Raw genomic sequence first — 14,521 nt, 5'->3', positions numbered from 1 at the left:
GGTATTCCTCTTTTCAGACGGCCTACCATAGGATAAGGGAAAACTGCTTGTTACTTTTCAACTGTGATTTTTGCAGCCGGTTTGACAAAATGCACCACATGTTCGGACACTTTTGCCGTTTGCTCGGTTTCCTTTTCTGATTTGGCCGCTGCCTGACGTTGTTTTTTCTTGTTGGTCGCTACTACTTGGGGACAACGTGTTTCGTGGTGATACATTACTTGGCAGTGCAGACATTGGATGCACTCGTTCGGGTGGATATCGCCTTCGGGGGCAATCGCTTGGACCGGGCATTCATGCGTGCAAATCTGACACGGATTACCACACATTTTATAGCGGCGCAGCCAGTCGAAAATGCGGAAGCGTGCCGGAATCGCAATCGCTGCGCCCAGCGGGCATAAATAGCGGCAGAAAAAGCGTTCGATAAACAAACCCGCCGCCAGCAAAGCCACGGCAAACAACACAAACCACCATTCGCGCATGAATTTCAAAATAACCGCAGTTTTAAACGGCTCAATTTCGGCAAAATGTTCGGCCAAACCTAAGTCGTAGAGCGAAATCGCCAGCAAGGCAAAGAAACTGACGTATTTGATCGCACTTAAGCGTGTATGCAGCAAATGCGGCACAGTGATTTGTTTCACGCTTAATTTTTTCGCCAAGCGGTTGGTCAATTCCTGCAGAGAGCCAAACGGACACAACCAACCGCAGAACGTACCGCGGTTCCACAGCATCATGGTTGCCGCGGTAAACAACCACAAAATAAACACCAGCGGATCCATCAGGAAAAACTCCCAGTGGAAATCGGTAAGAATGGCGGAAAACAGCGTCAGGGTATTCACTACCGACAATTGCGCTTGTGCATACCAGCCGATATAAACCAAGGTAAAAATTAAGAAAGCAATGCGGAAACGGTCATACCATTTTTCGTAGCGTACAATCCAGTCTTGGAACAAAAACACCAGCAGCAAAATGGTTAAGGCAATGCTGACCACGATAATCTGCGCTTTTTTTGCCTGCCAAATCTGTTTCCATAGTTGGCCGGATACGCCGTCATCGGTTGCCGCATCCAAAATACCGGCCGTTTGATTGGCAAGTTTTCTGCCTTCGGCGGCAGGCGCTTCAATCGGTGCAGTGATGGTGACCGGCTCCGCGTCAGGGTCGTCAATGTAATAGCCTTGCGGCAATTCGTATGCCAAATCGGCGGTGACAAAAGCCTTATCGCTCACACTCAACACGCGCTGAATCATCAACTGCAAGCGCCACGGTTCCGCCGCGTCAAATGTCACATCTTCGGGAATGGTAAACCAAGAGACTTCTTTAAATGCCGGCGCGCCCTCTGCCGCCAAAGCTACCACGCGTTCATGCTGCGCATCGGTAAAGCGGAAACTGTTGTCGCCCTGAATCATCTCGATACGGTCGAAAATGCCACCGCGCACATAACCCGAACCTTTCCAAGAATAGCGGCCTTCACCGGCCACCATAATTGCTTGCTGCCCCGGTTTCAGACGACGAAGCAGATTATTCCAACCTGCTTCGCCCAATAAACTTTTACCGATAGAAGGTTGGCTGACCACCGCGACATACATATCGACAAAAGTCTCGTCGCCCTGCCCTTTTTCAGCATGTTCAACAACGCCTTCTTTGCCGCTTTGCTCAAATAATTTATTGGCCTCACCCACTGTCATGTGCAGCTTGGCCACGGCTTTTTGTTGCAGCAAAGCATTCCATGATTGAATACCTTGCTTGTCCATACCAACTGCACGACGCGGGCGGGTTTGTATCGCCACCGTTTGCACCGCAGAAGCGCCATCAGCAGCCACAGTAGATGTCGCGCCTGCCATACCCAATTGGTATTGTTGCGCAACGGCTTTGATTGACCGCTGCATACTGTCGTTAATCACCATTAACGTTACAGTTGCACCACTGATAATGTCGGAAGGCGCAATACCTGGTTTCGGCGGCGTGGTGATGAAATTCAAGCCGATATAGTCATCAATAAATTTATCGACACGCGATTGCGGAATACCGATGAGCATAATCGGCTCGTTGTGCGCCACCAATTTGGCACCGGTAATCGTGCCGTCATTGGCTAAGGCCACCATGGTATCAATGGGTTTGCTCGAATAACCGCGTGTATTCACGACATCGGTGGTGACAAACACCACACCCAACTGCTCATCGCCTTTGTATACACGCGCCACCATCGGCTTACCTTCAGGCTTGCCGTAGCGGTCTGCCGTCGGAAAAATTTCAGACGGCTGGATTTTGCTCAAAAATTCCGGCAGGCGTTCCGCATGAACCGGCAGGCTGATTGCCATCAAAGCCAGCATCATCGTAAAAGCGGCCAACCACCTGAGCAGACTGCGGTCTTCTGCCTTCTCAATACCCAAACCGGACATTCCTTATCCCCGATGACTCGATTACTCAAAACAATAATATTATATGAACCATTTATCCTTAATAATTTGATATATATCAAATTTACAAATCTTAAAGTGTATTTATATTAGTTCAATAATTCTTTATTACTAAAGTAGATATAAATAATGTGATGAATCAGGAATGATTGATTAACCCACCATATCAGATAATAAAGTTCATAATATTTCAATCTATTTTTGTTTGTTTTAATCAAATGGAAAACAGGCCGTCTGAAAATACTACCGATAATTTTTCAGACGGCCTTGGATTCACACACCAAGTACGACAATAGAAATTAATGGTTTGAATAGGCCCAAGAATCGATTACCCGGCGCATCATAAAGGAGCGGCAAACGGTTTCGTGGTGCGGGCCGGCTGGGTGGTGTTTTGCCAAATGGCTGCAAACCTGCCCGGGGCCTTCGGATAAGTAAATCGTTGGCGGCAGCAGTTAGCCCGCCGGGCATTTTCGGGCATTTTGCTTTTTCTTTCCGGCTTCATACTGTTGCCGGGCATACAAGCCGCCGTATTCGCCGTTCATGCCGTATCTGTCCGATTCACGCTTGACGGTGGTGGGGGTACTGCTGCTTTGGACGGCTTGCGGTATTCCGGGCAAATGCCGTATTTTTGTTCCCGGGTCAGGTGTGCGTAGCGGATGGCAGTCTTTCTTGTCGGGAAGCGGTCTGCTGCCGAATACCGGCCTGTTCTTTTGGAAAGTTGTTGCACTTGCTATGGGAACTCTAAGGGTTTTGATTTGAATTCAATGTATTTGAAAATGATTTGCCATAAAAAACGCCGCCTGAACATTTCAGACGGCATCTGCTGCGATTGGCATAAAAAATTAGTTTTTATCCAAATCTACCAATTTGTTTTTCGCAATCCACGGCATCATGCTGCGCAGTTGCGCGCCGACTTTTTCAATTTGATGATCGGCATTCAAACGGCGGCGGGCAGTCATAGAAGCATAGTTGGCCGCACCTTCTTGGATGAACATTTTCGCGTATTCGCCGGATTGAATACGGTACAAGGCTTTTTTCATTGCTTCTTTGGTTGCAGAGGTCACCACTTCAGGCCCAGTCACATATTCACCGTATTCGGCATTGTTAGAAATTGAGTAGTTCATATTGGCAATACCGCCTTCGTACATCAAATCCACAATCAGTTTCAATTCGTGCAAGCACTCGAAGTAAGCCATTTCAGGGGCGTAACCAGCTTCAACCAAAGTTTCAAAACCGCATTTCACCAGCTCAACCGCACCGCCGCACAATACGGCTTGCTCACCGAATAAGTCGGTTTCGGTTTCTTCGCGGAAGTTGGTTTCAATCACACCGCCTTTGGTGCCGCCGTTAGCCGCAGCGTAAGACAAGGCGATATCGCGTGCTTTACCTGAGTTGTCTTGGTAAACGGCGATCAATGAAGGCACGCCGCCACCTTTCAGGAATTCGCTGCGTACGGTATGGCCCGGACCTTTAGGTGCAACCATAATCACGTCAACATTTGATGGCGGCACGATTTGGTTGTAATGTACGTTAAAGCCATGGGCAAAAGCCAAAGCTGCACCGTCTTTCAAGTTAGGCGCGATTTCGTTTTTGTACACAACAGGTTGGTTTTCGTCGGGCAACAAAATCATTACCACGTCCGCTTCTTTGGTCGCATCGGCAACAGATTTCACATTGTGGCCGGCTTTAACGGCTTTGTCCCAAGAAGTGCCCTGACGCAAACCGATGACCACGTTCACACCTGAATCTTTCAGGTTGGCAGCGTGGGCATGGCCTTGTGAACCGTAACCGATGACGGCAACGGTTTTACCTTTGATCAATGACAGGTCGGCGTCTTTATCGTAATAAACTTGCATTTCAATTCCTTTTGTTTGAATGGGGTTTGTTGGGTTAACTATAAAAAAATCAGATGGAGTGTCCGTTGGGCCTCACGATTCAAGATGGTCGGTTTTATCTTCGATGGCTTTACTGCCCGCCGGCATTGCGTTCACCTGCCACCTGCGATTACCGGCTTTTGACAAACACGAAGCAGTTCGGATTGTCAATTTCCTGATTCGAATGATCGCTGTTGTTTTCCTGCTTCGGACACGACCGACTTGAGCCAGCTGCGTAAATTAGGCAGGCAATGTTTTCAGCATTCAGACTTTACCGTAAGTAAGCGCAACAATCTTGATATTCGACATTCAACTGTTCTTGTGTGTGGTTTCAGACGGCCTCAATCATTCTTCCAACAGGCTGTCTGGAAAAGAGCAGCATTAAATTTTCAAAATACGCTCGCCGCGACCGATACCGGCTGCACCTGTGCGGACGGTTTCCAAAATCTGCGCGCGCCCTACGGTTTCCAAGAAAGAATCCAATTTTTCGCTTGAACCGGTGACTTCGATGGTGTAGCTGCGGTCAGTTACATCAATTACATGACCGCGGTAAATCTCGTTGAGCCGCAAAAATTCGTCGCGATCTTTACCGACCGCACGCACTTTCACCAACATCAATTCGCGTTCGACAAAACAGCTTTCGTTCAAATCGACCACTTTAATCACTTCGACCAGCTTGTTGAGCTGCTTGGTAATCTGCTCAAGCATGCCGTCATCACCATGTGTCACGATGGTCATACGCGATAAGGTTCGGTCTTCGGTAGCAGCCACCGACAATGAATCGATATTGTAGTCACGCGCTGAAAACAGACCGACCACACGGCTCATCGCACCTGATTCGTTTTCCATCAGAATGGACAAAATGTGTCTCATGGTACGCTCCTTGTATCGTAATCACGGTCGTTAACATCGTTCACGTCACTGTCGGCTTTGGTTTCGCGCATATGGACAGGCAACACCATTTCGTCGAGACCTTTACCGTTGCCTACCATTGGGAACACATTTTGTTTCTTATCGGTGACGAAGTCTATGAACACCAAACGGCCTTCGTGGTTGTACTGCAAGGCTTGGCGGATGGCGTCTCCCACTTCAGACGGCTTGGTCACACGGATACCGACATGGCCGTACGCTTCGGCCAGCTTCACAAAATCCGGCAATGAATCGAAATAGGTTTCCGATTCGCGGTTGCTGTAATAGAGTTCCTGCCATTGGCGCACCATACCCAGATAACCGTTATTTAAGGTTACCACCGTCAGCGGAATTTTATACTGGAAGCAGGTAGACAATTCTTGAATGTTCATCTGAATCGAACCTTCGCCGGTGATACAGAATACATCCTGCTCCGGTGCCGCCAGTTTCGCCCCCATAGCATAAGGCAGGCCGACACCCATCGTACCCAAGCCGCCGGAGTTCAACCATTGGCGCGGACGCTCAAACGGGTAATATTGCGCGGCAAACATTTGGTGCTGGCCCACATCGGATGTAATGATGGCTGAATTATTAGTAATTTCCGCCAATTTTTTCACCACGAACTGCGGCTTGATGGTTTCTTCGTCTTGGTCAAACCACAAGCAATCGCGGCTGCGCCATAATTCGATGTTTTTCCACCATTTGTCCAAATGCTCCCGGTTTGGTACGGCTTGTTGCTTGATAACGAGTCCTACCATTTCAGCCAGTACGTTTTTCACATCGCCCACAATCGGAATATCGACTTTAACCCGTTTGGCAATGCTTGAGGGATCAACATCGACATGGATGATTTTTTTCGGTTTTTCCAAAAACTTCGATGGCACGGAAATCACGCGGTCGTCAAATCGCACGCCTACCGCCAACACCACATCGGCATCCTGCATAGCCAAGTTGGCTTCGTATGTGCCGTGCATACCCAACATGCCCAAATACTGGCGGTCGCCGGAAGGCACTGAGCCCAAACCCATCAAGGTACCCACGCAAGGTGCACCGGTGGCGTGCACCAAGTCAATCAGTTCTTGGCTGGCATTGCCCAATACGATACCGCCGCCGAAATAGATAATCGGACGTTTGGCAGAAGCAAACATTTGCGCCGCTTTTTTAATCTGGCCGGTATGGCCTTGCACTACAGGCTGATACGAGCGGATAAAAATATCTTCCTGCGGATAGCTGAATTTTGCCATCGCCTGCGTCACGTCTTTCGGTACATCAATCACCACAGGGCCCGGACGGCCGCCGGCAGCGATTTGAAAAGCTTTTTTAATGGTGTTGGCCAGCTCGTTGATATCGGTCACCAAAAAATTGTGTTTCACACACGGACGGGTAATGCCCACTGTATCCACTTCTTGGAACGCATCACTGCCGATGGCTGGAGTCCCAACCTGACCGGTGATGATGACCATCGGAATCGAATCGTAATAAGCCGTCGCAATACCGGTCACCGCATTGGTCGCACCGGGGCCGGATGTCACCAAAGCCACACCGACTTTACCGCTGGTGCGCGAATACGCATCGGCTGCATGAACGGCTGCTTGTTCGTGTCGGGTCAGGATATGCTTGAATTTATTGAGCTGGTAGATGGCATCGTAGATTTCGAGAACTGCGCCGCCCGGATAGCCGAAAACGTATTCAACGCCTTCTGCCTTGAGACTTTGCACAATGATTTGTGCGCCTGATAATTGCATAAGAACCTCTTTTATAGGGCGTTAACCCAACAGCAACAGCAGCTTCGTCACAGCACCTGTAATGCAAGCCTATCAAGTAGCGGTTTAGGGTACGCACATTGCTAGGACACGACGACAACCAATCCGTTCGGACAATTGGATTAAGGCTCAGAGTTTATGAAAATGAAGAAGTTCGACAATAACCTAATCTGAGTTTTCAGGCAAGACAAAAAACTTTCATTTTTTAACATTATTTTTATTAAATTTAATTACTGTTTGATTTTTATAAAATAAATATCCGCCAATTTGCTATGCTTCGCTGATAAGCCTGCACAATTGTCTACATGTTGAATAAGCGTTCAAAGGTTAATTAAAAAGGCCGTCTGAACCATATTAAGCTTCAGACGGCCTTTTTAATCAATTAATCGTGATTGTGGCGATTAGCCTTAGCCAACACGGCTTTCAATAATTTTTGCGTATGGATGAACACGGCTTGGTCGCTTAATGAATCGGAATGCTCACCCCACACCGCCAACGCCGCCCCGCCTATCACTTGTTGCTGCGATTGTGGCAAAGCGTTTTTACTGTTGGCATCGTCCCACACACCCAGATGCCAATGCTGCTCGACATCACGAATGGCGTAATTGGTGTCATGTGAAGAAGCGACATCCGAGCCGAGGATAAAATAAAGATAATAGGAATTGTAGTTCCACACTTTAAAACCGGCTTCAATCAATTCCGGCATACTGGCGCGCAGATTACGGCGTTTCTTGCGCTCGGTTTTGTCTTGCGCATTGCCGTCATAGCTCCAATATGTCACTTCGATTTGCGGATTTAAATCGGTCAAATTTTGCTTGATTAAACCATCATTCCACATCTGGGTTTTCCAGCCTTTACAGGCGAGAAAATCTGCCAACCGGTTTACATAAGCAACAAATTCAGGATGGCTCTCCACACTGTAACCAAACTCATCGGCACCAATGTGAAAGCGCTTACTGTGCGGGAATTTGGCCATTACTTCCGACATCAATGATTCTACCAAAGCGACACTTTGCGGATTAGTAATGTCGATTTCGTCATCCGCCACATTCGATTTTATCGACTGCACATATTCTGCGCCGCGATGGTGTGTGAGCAGCGTAAAAATGCCGTCCATGTGGTTCGGACTGCCTAATTCCGGTATCAATTCTATTTTTTTCTCATGCGCATACGCCACAATTTCGCTTAATTGCGCGTCGCTTAAAAAGTTTCTGCCTGTTTGCCGATTACGGTAAAGGCCGTCTGAAACTTCTGCAGTTTCTGCTTTTTGGTTCAATATCACACTTTCCAAACCATAGTTTTCATGGTCGGAAAAATGCAGGTGCAGAAAACCGCCGCCATTTTCGGCAAGCGTATCAATGTATTGCTTGATGACCGCCACCGAATAATAACGGCGCGCGTTATCCAACATCAAACCATTGTGTTTGCTTCGCCCCGGCAATTCATCGGCATGAGCAGAAGGGCTATCGCAGGCGGCATTCGCCAATAACAAACAGGCCATTAACAAATATAACAGAAATTTTTGTAGAGACAGCCGCAAAGCAGAGAATTGTTTTTTCATGATAAAATCCGTGGAAGGTTAATCCGACAGACTTCCCGCTGGCAAACGAATGCCACTCCCAAGAACATGATAAAATCAGTATTTATGTTTTTTGTGACGTAAAAACGGCCGCCTTTACTTTAAGCGACCGTTTCACAGAATTTGGTGCCCAGGGTCGGACTCGAACCGACACACCTTGCGGCGGGGGATTTTGAGTCCCCTGCGTCTACCAATTTCGCCACCTGGGCGGTGAAGAAGTCGTTATTATAGCCAGCATAAAAAACTTGTAAAGTATTTTTGATGATTTTTTTGACAACTAAATGGCAATTTATTGATTAAAAATTAAATTATATTTATCAAATCCAAAATTTATTCGGCTTTTATACACAGGACCAATGTACATTTATATTAAAGTTTGATGAATTTTCTATAAAATTCGCGATAAACTGCTACATTTAAGCGGGCAAAAGCGTTAAGATACGAGATAATTGTCTTACACAATACTTAAACCAATCGGAGAACACCATGCCCATCACAACCAAAAATTTCGTATTCAGTGTTTTCGCCTTAACCGCTCTGGCGGCGTGCCAACCCAAACAAGAAGCCGTACCTGAAGCCCCTACTTCTGCTACCCAAACCACTAAAGCGGCTCCGGCCCAAAAAGCCACCGTACCGGGTCAAATCAATGGCACTGATATGCGCAAAGAAGATATCGGCGGCGATTTCGAAATGACCGATGGCGAGGGCAAACCGTTCAGACTAAGCAATTTAAAAGGCAGCGTGGTGGTACTCTCATTCGGCTACACCCACTGCCCCGACGTTTGTCCGACCGAATTACTGACTTACAGCGACACTTTAAAACAATTAGGCGACGATGCCAAAAATGTTAAAGTTGTGTTTGCCAGCGTTGACCCAGAACGTGACACACCAGCGCTCATCGGCAAATACGCCAAACAATTCCACCCCGACTTTATCGGCATTACCGCTACCGAAGGCCAAGCCCTGCCGGTAATTAAGCAGCAATACCGCGTGGTGTCCGCCAAAGTCAACCAAAAAGAAGACAATGCCAACTACTTGGTTGACCACACTTCAGGTGCTTATTTAATTGATAAAGAAGGCGAAGTAGCCATTTTCTCGCCTTACGGCACCGGGCCGGAAGCCGTTGCCGCCGATATCCGCACTTTATTATAAAACCCATGCCGTCTGAAAACACCGTATTATTTTCAGACGGCCTTTTCGCTATCCACACACCCAAGATGGAACAGAATCTACAATGACTGACAACGCATTAACCATTGCCCTTTCCAAAGGTCGGATTTTTGAAGAAACCCTGCCGCTACTGGCCGCTGCCGGTATCATCCCGGCCGAAAACCCCGAACAATCGCGCAAACTCATCATCGGCACCAATCACGACAACATCCGCTTGGTCATCGTGCGTGCGACCGATGTGCCGACTTATGTGCAATACGGTGCGGCGGATTTCGGCATTGCCGGTAAAGATGTTTTGATCGAACATGGCGGCGACGGCTTATATCAACCGCTCGACTTGCAGATTGCCAAATGCCGCATGATGGTCGCCGTGCGCAAAGGCTTTGATTATGAAAGCGCTTCCCAAGCAGGCAGCCGCTTGCGCATTGCTACCAAATACCCCAATATCGCCGCCGAACATTTTGCCGCTAAAGGCGTACACGTCGACATCATCAAGCTCTACGGCTCAATGGAGCTGGCTCCGCTGGTAGGCTTGAGCGATGCGATTGTCGATTTGGTGTCCACCGGCGGCACGCTCAAAGCCAACAGTCTCGAAGCCGTGGAACACATTGTTGATATTTCCAGCCGCCTGGTAGTCAACAAGGCCGCACTGAAAACCAAACACGCCCTGCTTGAGCCGATTATCCAATCCTTTTCCGGCGTCGTGAACGTTGGAAAAACATAATTTTTCAGGCGGTTTTAAATCCGGCCGGACAGGCCGTCTGAAAACCTATACTTTTGTTTCTTATTTTATGATTAAAATCAAGGCAAACCATGAAATTCCTCAACACCCGATCCGACAATTTCCAAAGCGAACTGAAAGCACTTTTGGCTTTTGAAACCGCACAAGATCCGAAAATCGATCAAATCGCGGCCGACATCTGCGCCGATGTGCAAAAGCGCGGCGATGCAGCATTGATTGAATACACCAATAAATTTGACGGCACATCCGCCCAAACCATTGCCGATTTGACCTTAACGCAAGATGATTTGAAGACCGCGTTTGCACGCATTCCTGCCGAAGTTCGGACGGCCTTGCAAACTGCCGCCAAACGCGTAGCAAGCTACCACCAACACCAAAAAATGGAATCTTGGAGCTATACCGATGAAGACGGCACCCTACTCGGCCAACACATTACCCCACTCGACCGCGTGGGTATTTATGTTCCCGGCGGCAAAGCAGCCTATCCGAGCAGCGTGATTATGAACGCCATGCCTGCACATGTAGCCGGCGTAAAAGAAATCATCATGGTGGTACCGACTCCCAAAGGCGAGCGCAACGACATCGTGTTAGCCGCCGCTTATGTGGCCGGCGTAACCAAAGTGTTTACCGTTGGCGGTGCGCAAGCTGTGGCCGCATTGGCTTACGGCACCGAAAGCGTACCCCAGGTGGACAAAATCACCGGCCCGGGCAATGCCTTTGTCGCGGCTGCCAAACGCCGGGTATTCGGCGTGGTTGGCATTGACATGGTGGCCGGGCCGTCTGAAATTCTGGTGATTGCCGATGGCGGCACACCTGCCGAATGGGTGGCGATGGATTTGTTCAGCCAAGCCGAACATGACGAAATCGCCCAAGCCATTTTGATTGGCACATCGCAAGATTATTTAGACGAAGTGAACACCGCGATAGACAAACTCATGGCAGACATGCCGCGCCGTGCAATCATTGAAGCGAGCTTAAGCAACCGTGGCGCGATGATTTTGGCCAAAGACTTGGACGAAGCCTGCGACATCGCCAACTATATCGCACCGGAACATTTAGAATTATCGGTCGAAAACGCCGAAACATGGGCCAAAAAAATCCGCCATGCCGGTGCGGTTTTCATGGGCAAATACACCAGCGAAAGCCTGGGTGATTATTGTGCAGGGCCAAACCATGTGTTACCGACCAGCCGCACCGCCCGCTTCTCATCGCCTCTGGGGACTTACGATTTCCAAAAACGCTCGAGCCTGATTCAGGTTTCCGAAGCAGGTGCACAAAAGCTGGGCAAAATTGCCAGCGTATTGGCGCACGGTGAAAGCCTGACCGCCCACGCGCGTGCAGCGGAATTCCGTTTAAAGGATTGATGGATTAACCAACAAAAGGCCGTCTGAAAGCATGAACCGCCCCAAATCTCAGACAAATTTACATTCAACTGCCGCCGGGGACTGAATCCCGTATGCCACAGAACCCGGTCCTTTTCATTTCAACTTGCTCCTGTCGTGATTGTAATAACGGATACCCCCATGAATATCCGCTATCAAGTCATCGGTACCCTTAAACACCCGCAGAAAAAAGCACCCCGTCTCCAATAACCGCAAAGAAGCCCTCCATCGGCGTACTGTCTCCGCCATTGCCTTTGCCTGGCATACGCCGGCAGCTTCGCCCGAAATGCCTTCGGACGGTACGGCAACCCCCGATCCGAATCAAACAGCGGTTTATGTTCAGGCATCCGGCCTGTCCATCATCTCCGTGACCAATTACCGTTCGGTTGTCGGCAGGGCGTATACGACTGTTTCGCGCCGTTATACACATCCGATACCGGGGACAGGTGCCGCTAAACCCGGCCAGCTTTTGCCGCAAAGCTGCGGTCGGACGGGTTGCCGCTGACCGTGCTGGCAACCGCTTTTCGGCAGTCTTTGCCCTGCCTGATTTTTGCCTGCATACCCATTTCCCCCATCAGCTTTCTGGCGGCTTTTTTCGGAAAGACGGATGCGGCGGTTCGGGATGGCGCAAATGCGGCGGCAGCCGCGCTTTGGCGGGTGCGTGATACGCCCGTGTCTGTGGATGAGCTGTGTCGGTGGCGTGTCAGAGCTTGGATTTTAAATGGGTTGGTGAATTTGGTTATGAAAAACTGCTCCTTGTTTAGTGGGCTGGGAGGTCCTACTTTTTGGGGAGAAGTTCATGTTTCAGACGGCCTTTTCCAACAGATTATTTCTGCCAATACGTTTTCACGTTCACAAACTCATACAAACCGAATTCCGACAATTCCCGCCCATAGCCCGACCCTTTCACACCGCCAAACGGCAGGCGCAAATCGCTGCTGGTATGGCGGTTGATAAACACCGAACCGGCCTGAATTTTTTCGGCGTATTGCCATGCTTGTCCGGTATCTCCGGAATAAATCGCCGCGCCCAAACCAAAAGGCGAATCATTGGCCAACTCAACCGCATGTGCCCCGTTTTCAGCGCGTAAAATCATGGCTACCGGCCCGAACACTTCTTCATAATAAACGCGGCAGAAAGGATTGACCCGATCAAGCACCGTTGCCGGATAAAACCAGCCTGCACCTTCAGGCATTTCGCCACCCATCAGACAATCCGCGCCATGTGACACTGCATCGCGCACCTGTTCATGCACAGTGTCACGTAAATCGGCTCGATGCAAAGGTGCGAGCGTAGTATCGGCATCTTTAGGATTGCCGCTTTTAAGTCGGGCACATTCGGCAAGAAACAAAGGAATAAACTCATCGGCAACTGCTTCGGTAACAATAATGCGTTTGGCGGCATTACACGATTGGCCGGCATCGCGGAAACGGGAAGAGCAGGCATCTTTTGCCGCTTGTACCAAATCAGCATCGGGCATGACGATAAATGCATTGCTGCCCCCCAGTTCCAACACGGTTTTCTTGAGATGCCTACCGGCATGGGCGGCAAGGTGGCGGCCGGTGCGGGTTGAGCCGGTGAACGCCATCGCATCAGTGGCTTCGATTGCCTTCAGCGTATCATCATGATCAAGCCACGCGGGCATAATCGGCAAATCTTCACCGACGATGTCGAATAAAGCTGCCGTTACCCGTGCCACGCTGGGCGCAGGTTTCACCACACAGGCATTGCCGGCGCACAGCGCCGGTACGGCAAAACGCAAAACCTGCCACACAGGATAATTCCACGGCATCACGGCCAATACCACGCCCAAAGGCTCGAACCGCACTTGGCTCAAACTCGCTTGTGTGGCAATGGTTTTGTGTGCCAGCAATTCCGGTGCCAGCCGCACATAATAGCGAATCAGCTCAACCGATTTTTTCAGCTCAGCCTGACATTCGTGCAAACACCGCCCCACTTCTTCGCATACCATTTCCGCCAAACGCGCTTGCTCATCGGCCAGAAGGCCGGCAAATTTTTGCAGCAAGGCAGTACGCTCGGTAACATTGAGGGCGGCAAAGTGTTGTTGGCATTGCTGTAGTTGGTGAAGTTGTAATTCGAATGCCGCCCAGCTTTGCGCATCGCGGCGGTAAAGTATTTCGCCGCCGGCAACGTTCATGCTGTGAAACAAGATTTGCTCCTTTGGTGTGTGTTTTTATGGATAAACTGTTATTATAGCGAAGGCCGTCTGAAATTGTTACTCGATAAAACAGGGACAATATTTTTCAGAGGGCCTCACGATTCTGAATCAGATTTGGCCTGTATTGTGATTCACCATGATGTAAAGGCCGCCTGAATGTTGTTCAGCCGGCCTTTACATCATTGGCTTCATTTTCATTATGGGCCTACTGGACATTTGGGATGATTTTCCATCCCAAATCCTACTCCCGGCTACTAAAATATCTTCTGACAAATATAATCTCACCCCCTCTTCCCAAGCCCGGGGGCATCAGGTTTTCGTCTTTAATTCAGTGAATTTCCCCTCTATAGCTGTTTTACTAAATAACGGGCACAGAAATCTCCAAATGCCCTCATTCCCGCACAGGCGGGAATCCGGTTCCGTCGGGACGGAAACCTGTAAAAAATTGCTGAAAACCAACGTTCCAGATTCCCGCCTGTGCGGGAATAACGGATTTCAGGTTTCAGACA

The 14,521-nt window shown here is 49.2% G+C and carries 9 protein-coding genes and 1 tRNA gene; 3 read left to right on the top strand and 7 right to left on the bottom strand.

Annotation, left to right across the window (positions count from 1 at the left end; genetic code table 11):
• Positions 1 to 50: 50 nt before the first annotated feature.
• From C7N83_RS04835 to C7N83_RS04810, 6 genes are all read right to left on the bottom strand, one after another.
• Entirely contained in the window at positions 51 to 2,330 is a 2,280-nt protein-coding gene (locus C7N83_RS04835; RefSeq protein ID WP_211296586.1) for a NosR/NirI family protein, read from the bottom strand.
• Between the two features lie 926 nt (positions 2,331 to 3,256).
• The gene (ilvC, locus tag C7N83_RS04830; protein ID WP_106741027.1) at positions 3,257 to 4,270 is read right to left on the bottom strand and encodes a ketol-acid reductoisomerase; all 1,014 of its coding nucleotides are present in this window, start codon (positions 4,268 to 4,270) and stop codon (positions 3,257 to 3,259) included.
• A gap of 399 nt (positions 4,271 to 4,669) precedes the next feature.
• Complete coding sequence (gene ilvN, locus C7N83_RS04825; RefSeq protein ID WP_106741025.1) at positions 4,670 to 5,161, bottom strand: acetolactate synthase small subunit; 492 nt, start codon at positions 5,159 to 5,161, stop codon at positions 4,670 to 4,672.
• Positions 5,158 to 6,942, bottom strand: coding sequence for a biosynthetic-type acetolactate synthase large subunit (gene ilvB, locus C7N83_RS04820; protein WP_106741023.1), 1,785 nt, complete (start codon positions 6,940 to 6,942; stop codon positions 5,158 to 5,160). Before ilvB ends, ilvN begins: the two co-directional genes overlap by 4 nt.
• A 400-nt stretch (positions 6,943 to 7,342) precedes the next feature.
• Positions 7,343 to 8,521 carry a family 20 glycosylhydrolase gene (locus C7N83_RS04815; RefSeq protein ID WP_211296585.1) on the bottom strand — a complete coding sequence of 393 codons (1,179 nt, stop codon included), beginning with the start codon at positions 8,519 to 8,521 and terminating at the stop codon, positions 7,343 to 7,345.
• A gap of 142 nt (positions 8,522 to 8,663) precedes the next feature.
• A tRNA-Leu gene (locus tag C7N83_RS04810) sits at positions 8,664 to 8,748 on the bottom strand.
• A gap of 277 nt (positions 8,749 to 9,025) precedes the next feature.
• Here C7N83_RS04810 and C7N83_RS04805 point away from each other — a divergent pair.
• From C7N83_RS04805 to hisD, 3 genes are all read left to right on the top strand, one after another.
• Complete coding sequence (locus tag C7N83_RS04805) at positions 9,026 to 9,691, top strand: SCO family protein (RefSeq protein WP_106741021.1); 666 nt, start codon at positions 9,026 to 9,028, stop codon at positions 9,689 to 9,691.
• Positions 9,692 to 9,773: 82 nt separating this feature from the next.
• Entirely contained in the window at positions 9,774 to 10,433 is a 660-nt protein-coding gene (gene hisG / locus C7N83_RS04800) for an ATP phosphoribosyltransferase (RefSeq protein ID WP_106741019.1), read from the top strand.
• A gap of 89 nt (positions 10,434 to 10,522) precedes the next feature.
• A complete protein-coding gene (gene hisD, locus C7N83_RS04795; RefSeq protein WP_106741018.1) occupies positions 10,523 to 11,815 on the top strand; it encodes a histidinol dehydrogenase in 1,293 nt (430 codons plus the stop codon).
• 844 nt (positions 11,816 to 12,659) lie between these two features.
• Here hisD and C7N83_RS04785 read toward each other — a convergent pair.
• Complete coding sequence (locus C7N83_RS04785) at positions 12,660 to 14,003, bottom strand: aldehyde dehydrogenase family protein (protein ID WP_106741014.1); 1,344 nt, start codon at positions 14,001 to 14,003, stop codon at positions 12,660 to 12,662.
• Positions 14,004 to 14,521 lie beyond the last annotated feature (518 nt).

Source organism: Neisseria iguanae, from assembly GCF_003013245.1.
Lineage (GTDB): Bacteria > Pseudomonadota > Gammaproteobacteria > Burkholderiales > Neisseriaceae > Neisseria > Neisseria iguanae.
Note: the sequence above shows the minus strand (reverse complement) of the source record. Positions and strands in the feature narration are given on the sequence as shown.

What these genes read in the sequence shown, in the direction of transcription:
- C7N83_RS04835 (WP_211296586.1), bottom strand. Translation starts at nt 2,330, where the DNA reads ATGATGCTGGCTTTGATGGCAATCAGCCTGCCGGTTCATGCGGAACGC.
- ilvC (WP_106741027.1), bottom strand. Translation starts at nt 4,270, where the DNA reads ATGCAAGTTTATTACGATAAAGACGCCGACCTGTCATTGATCAAAGGT.
- ilvN (WP_106741025.1), bottom strand. Translation starts at nt 5,161, where the DNA reads ATGAGACACATTTTGTCCATTCTGATGGAAAACGAATCAGGTGCGATG.
- ilvB (WP_106741023.1), bottom strand. Translation starts at nt 6,942, where the DNA reads ATGCAATTATCAGGCGCACAAATCATTGTGCAAAGTCTCAAGGCAGAA.
- C7N83_RS04815 (WP_211296585.1), bottom strand. Translation starts at nt 8,521, where the DNA reads ATGAAAAAACAATTCTCTGCTTTGCGGCTGTCTCTACAAAAATTTCTG.
- C7N83_RS04805 (WP_106741021.1), top strand. Translation starts at nt 9,026, where the DNA reads ATGCCCATCACAACCAAAAATTTCGTATTCAGTGTTTTCGCCTTAACC.
- hisG (WP_106741019.1), top strand. Translation starts at nt 9,774, where the DNA reads ATGACTGACAACGCATTAACCATTGCCCTTTCCAAAGGTCGGATTTTT.
- hisD (WP_106741018.1), top strand. Translation starts at nt 10,523, where the DNA reads ATGAAATTCCTCAACACCCGATCCGACAATTTCCAAAGCGAACTGAAA.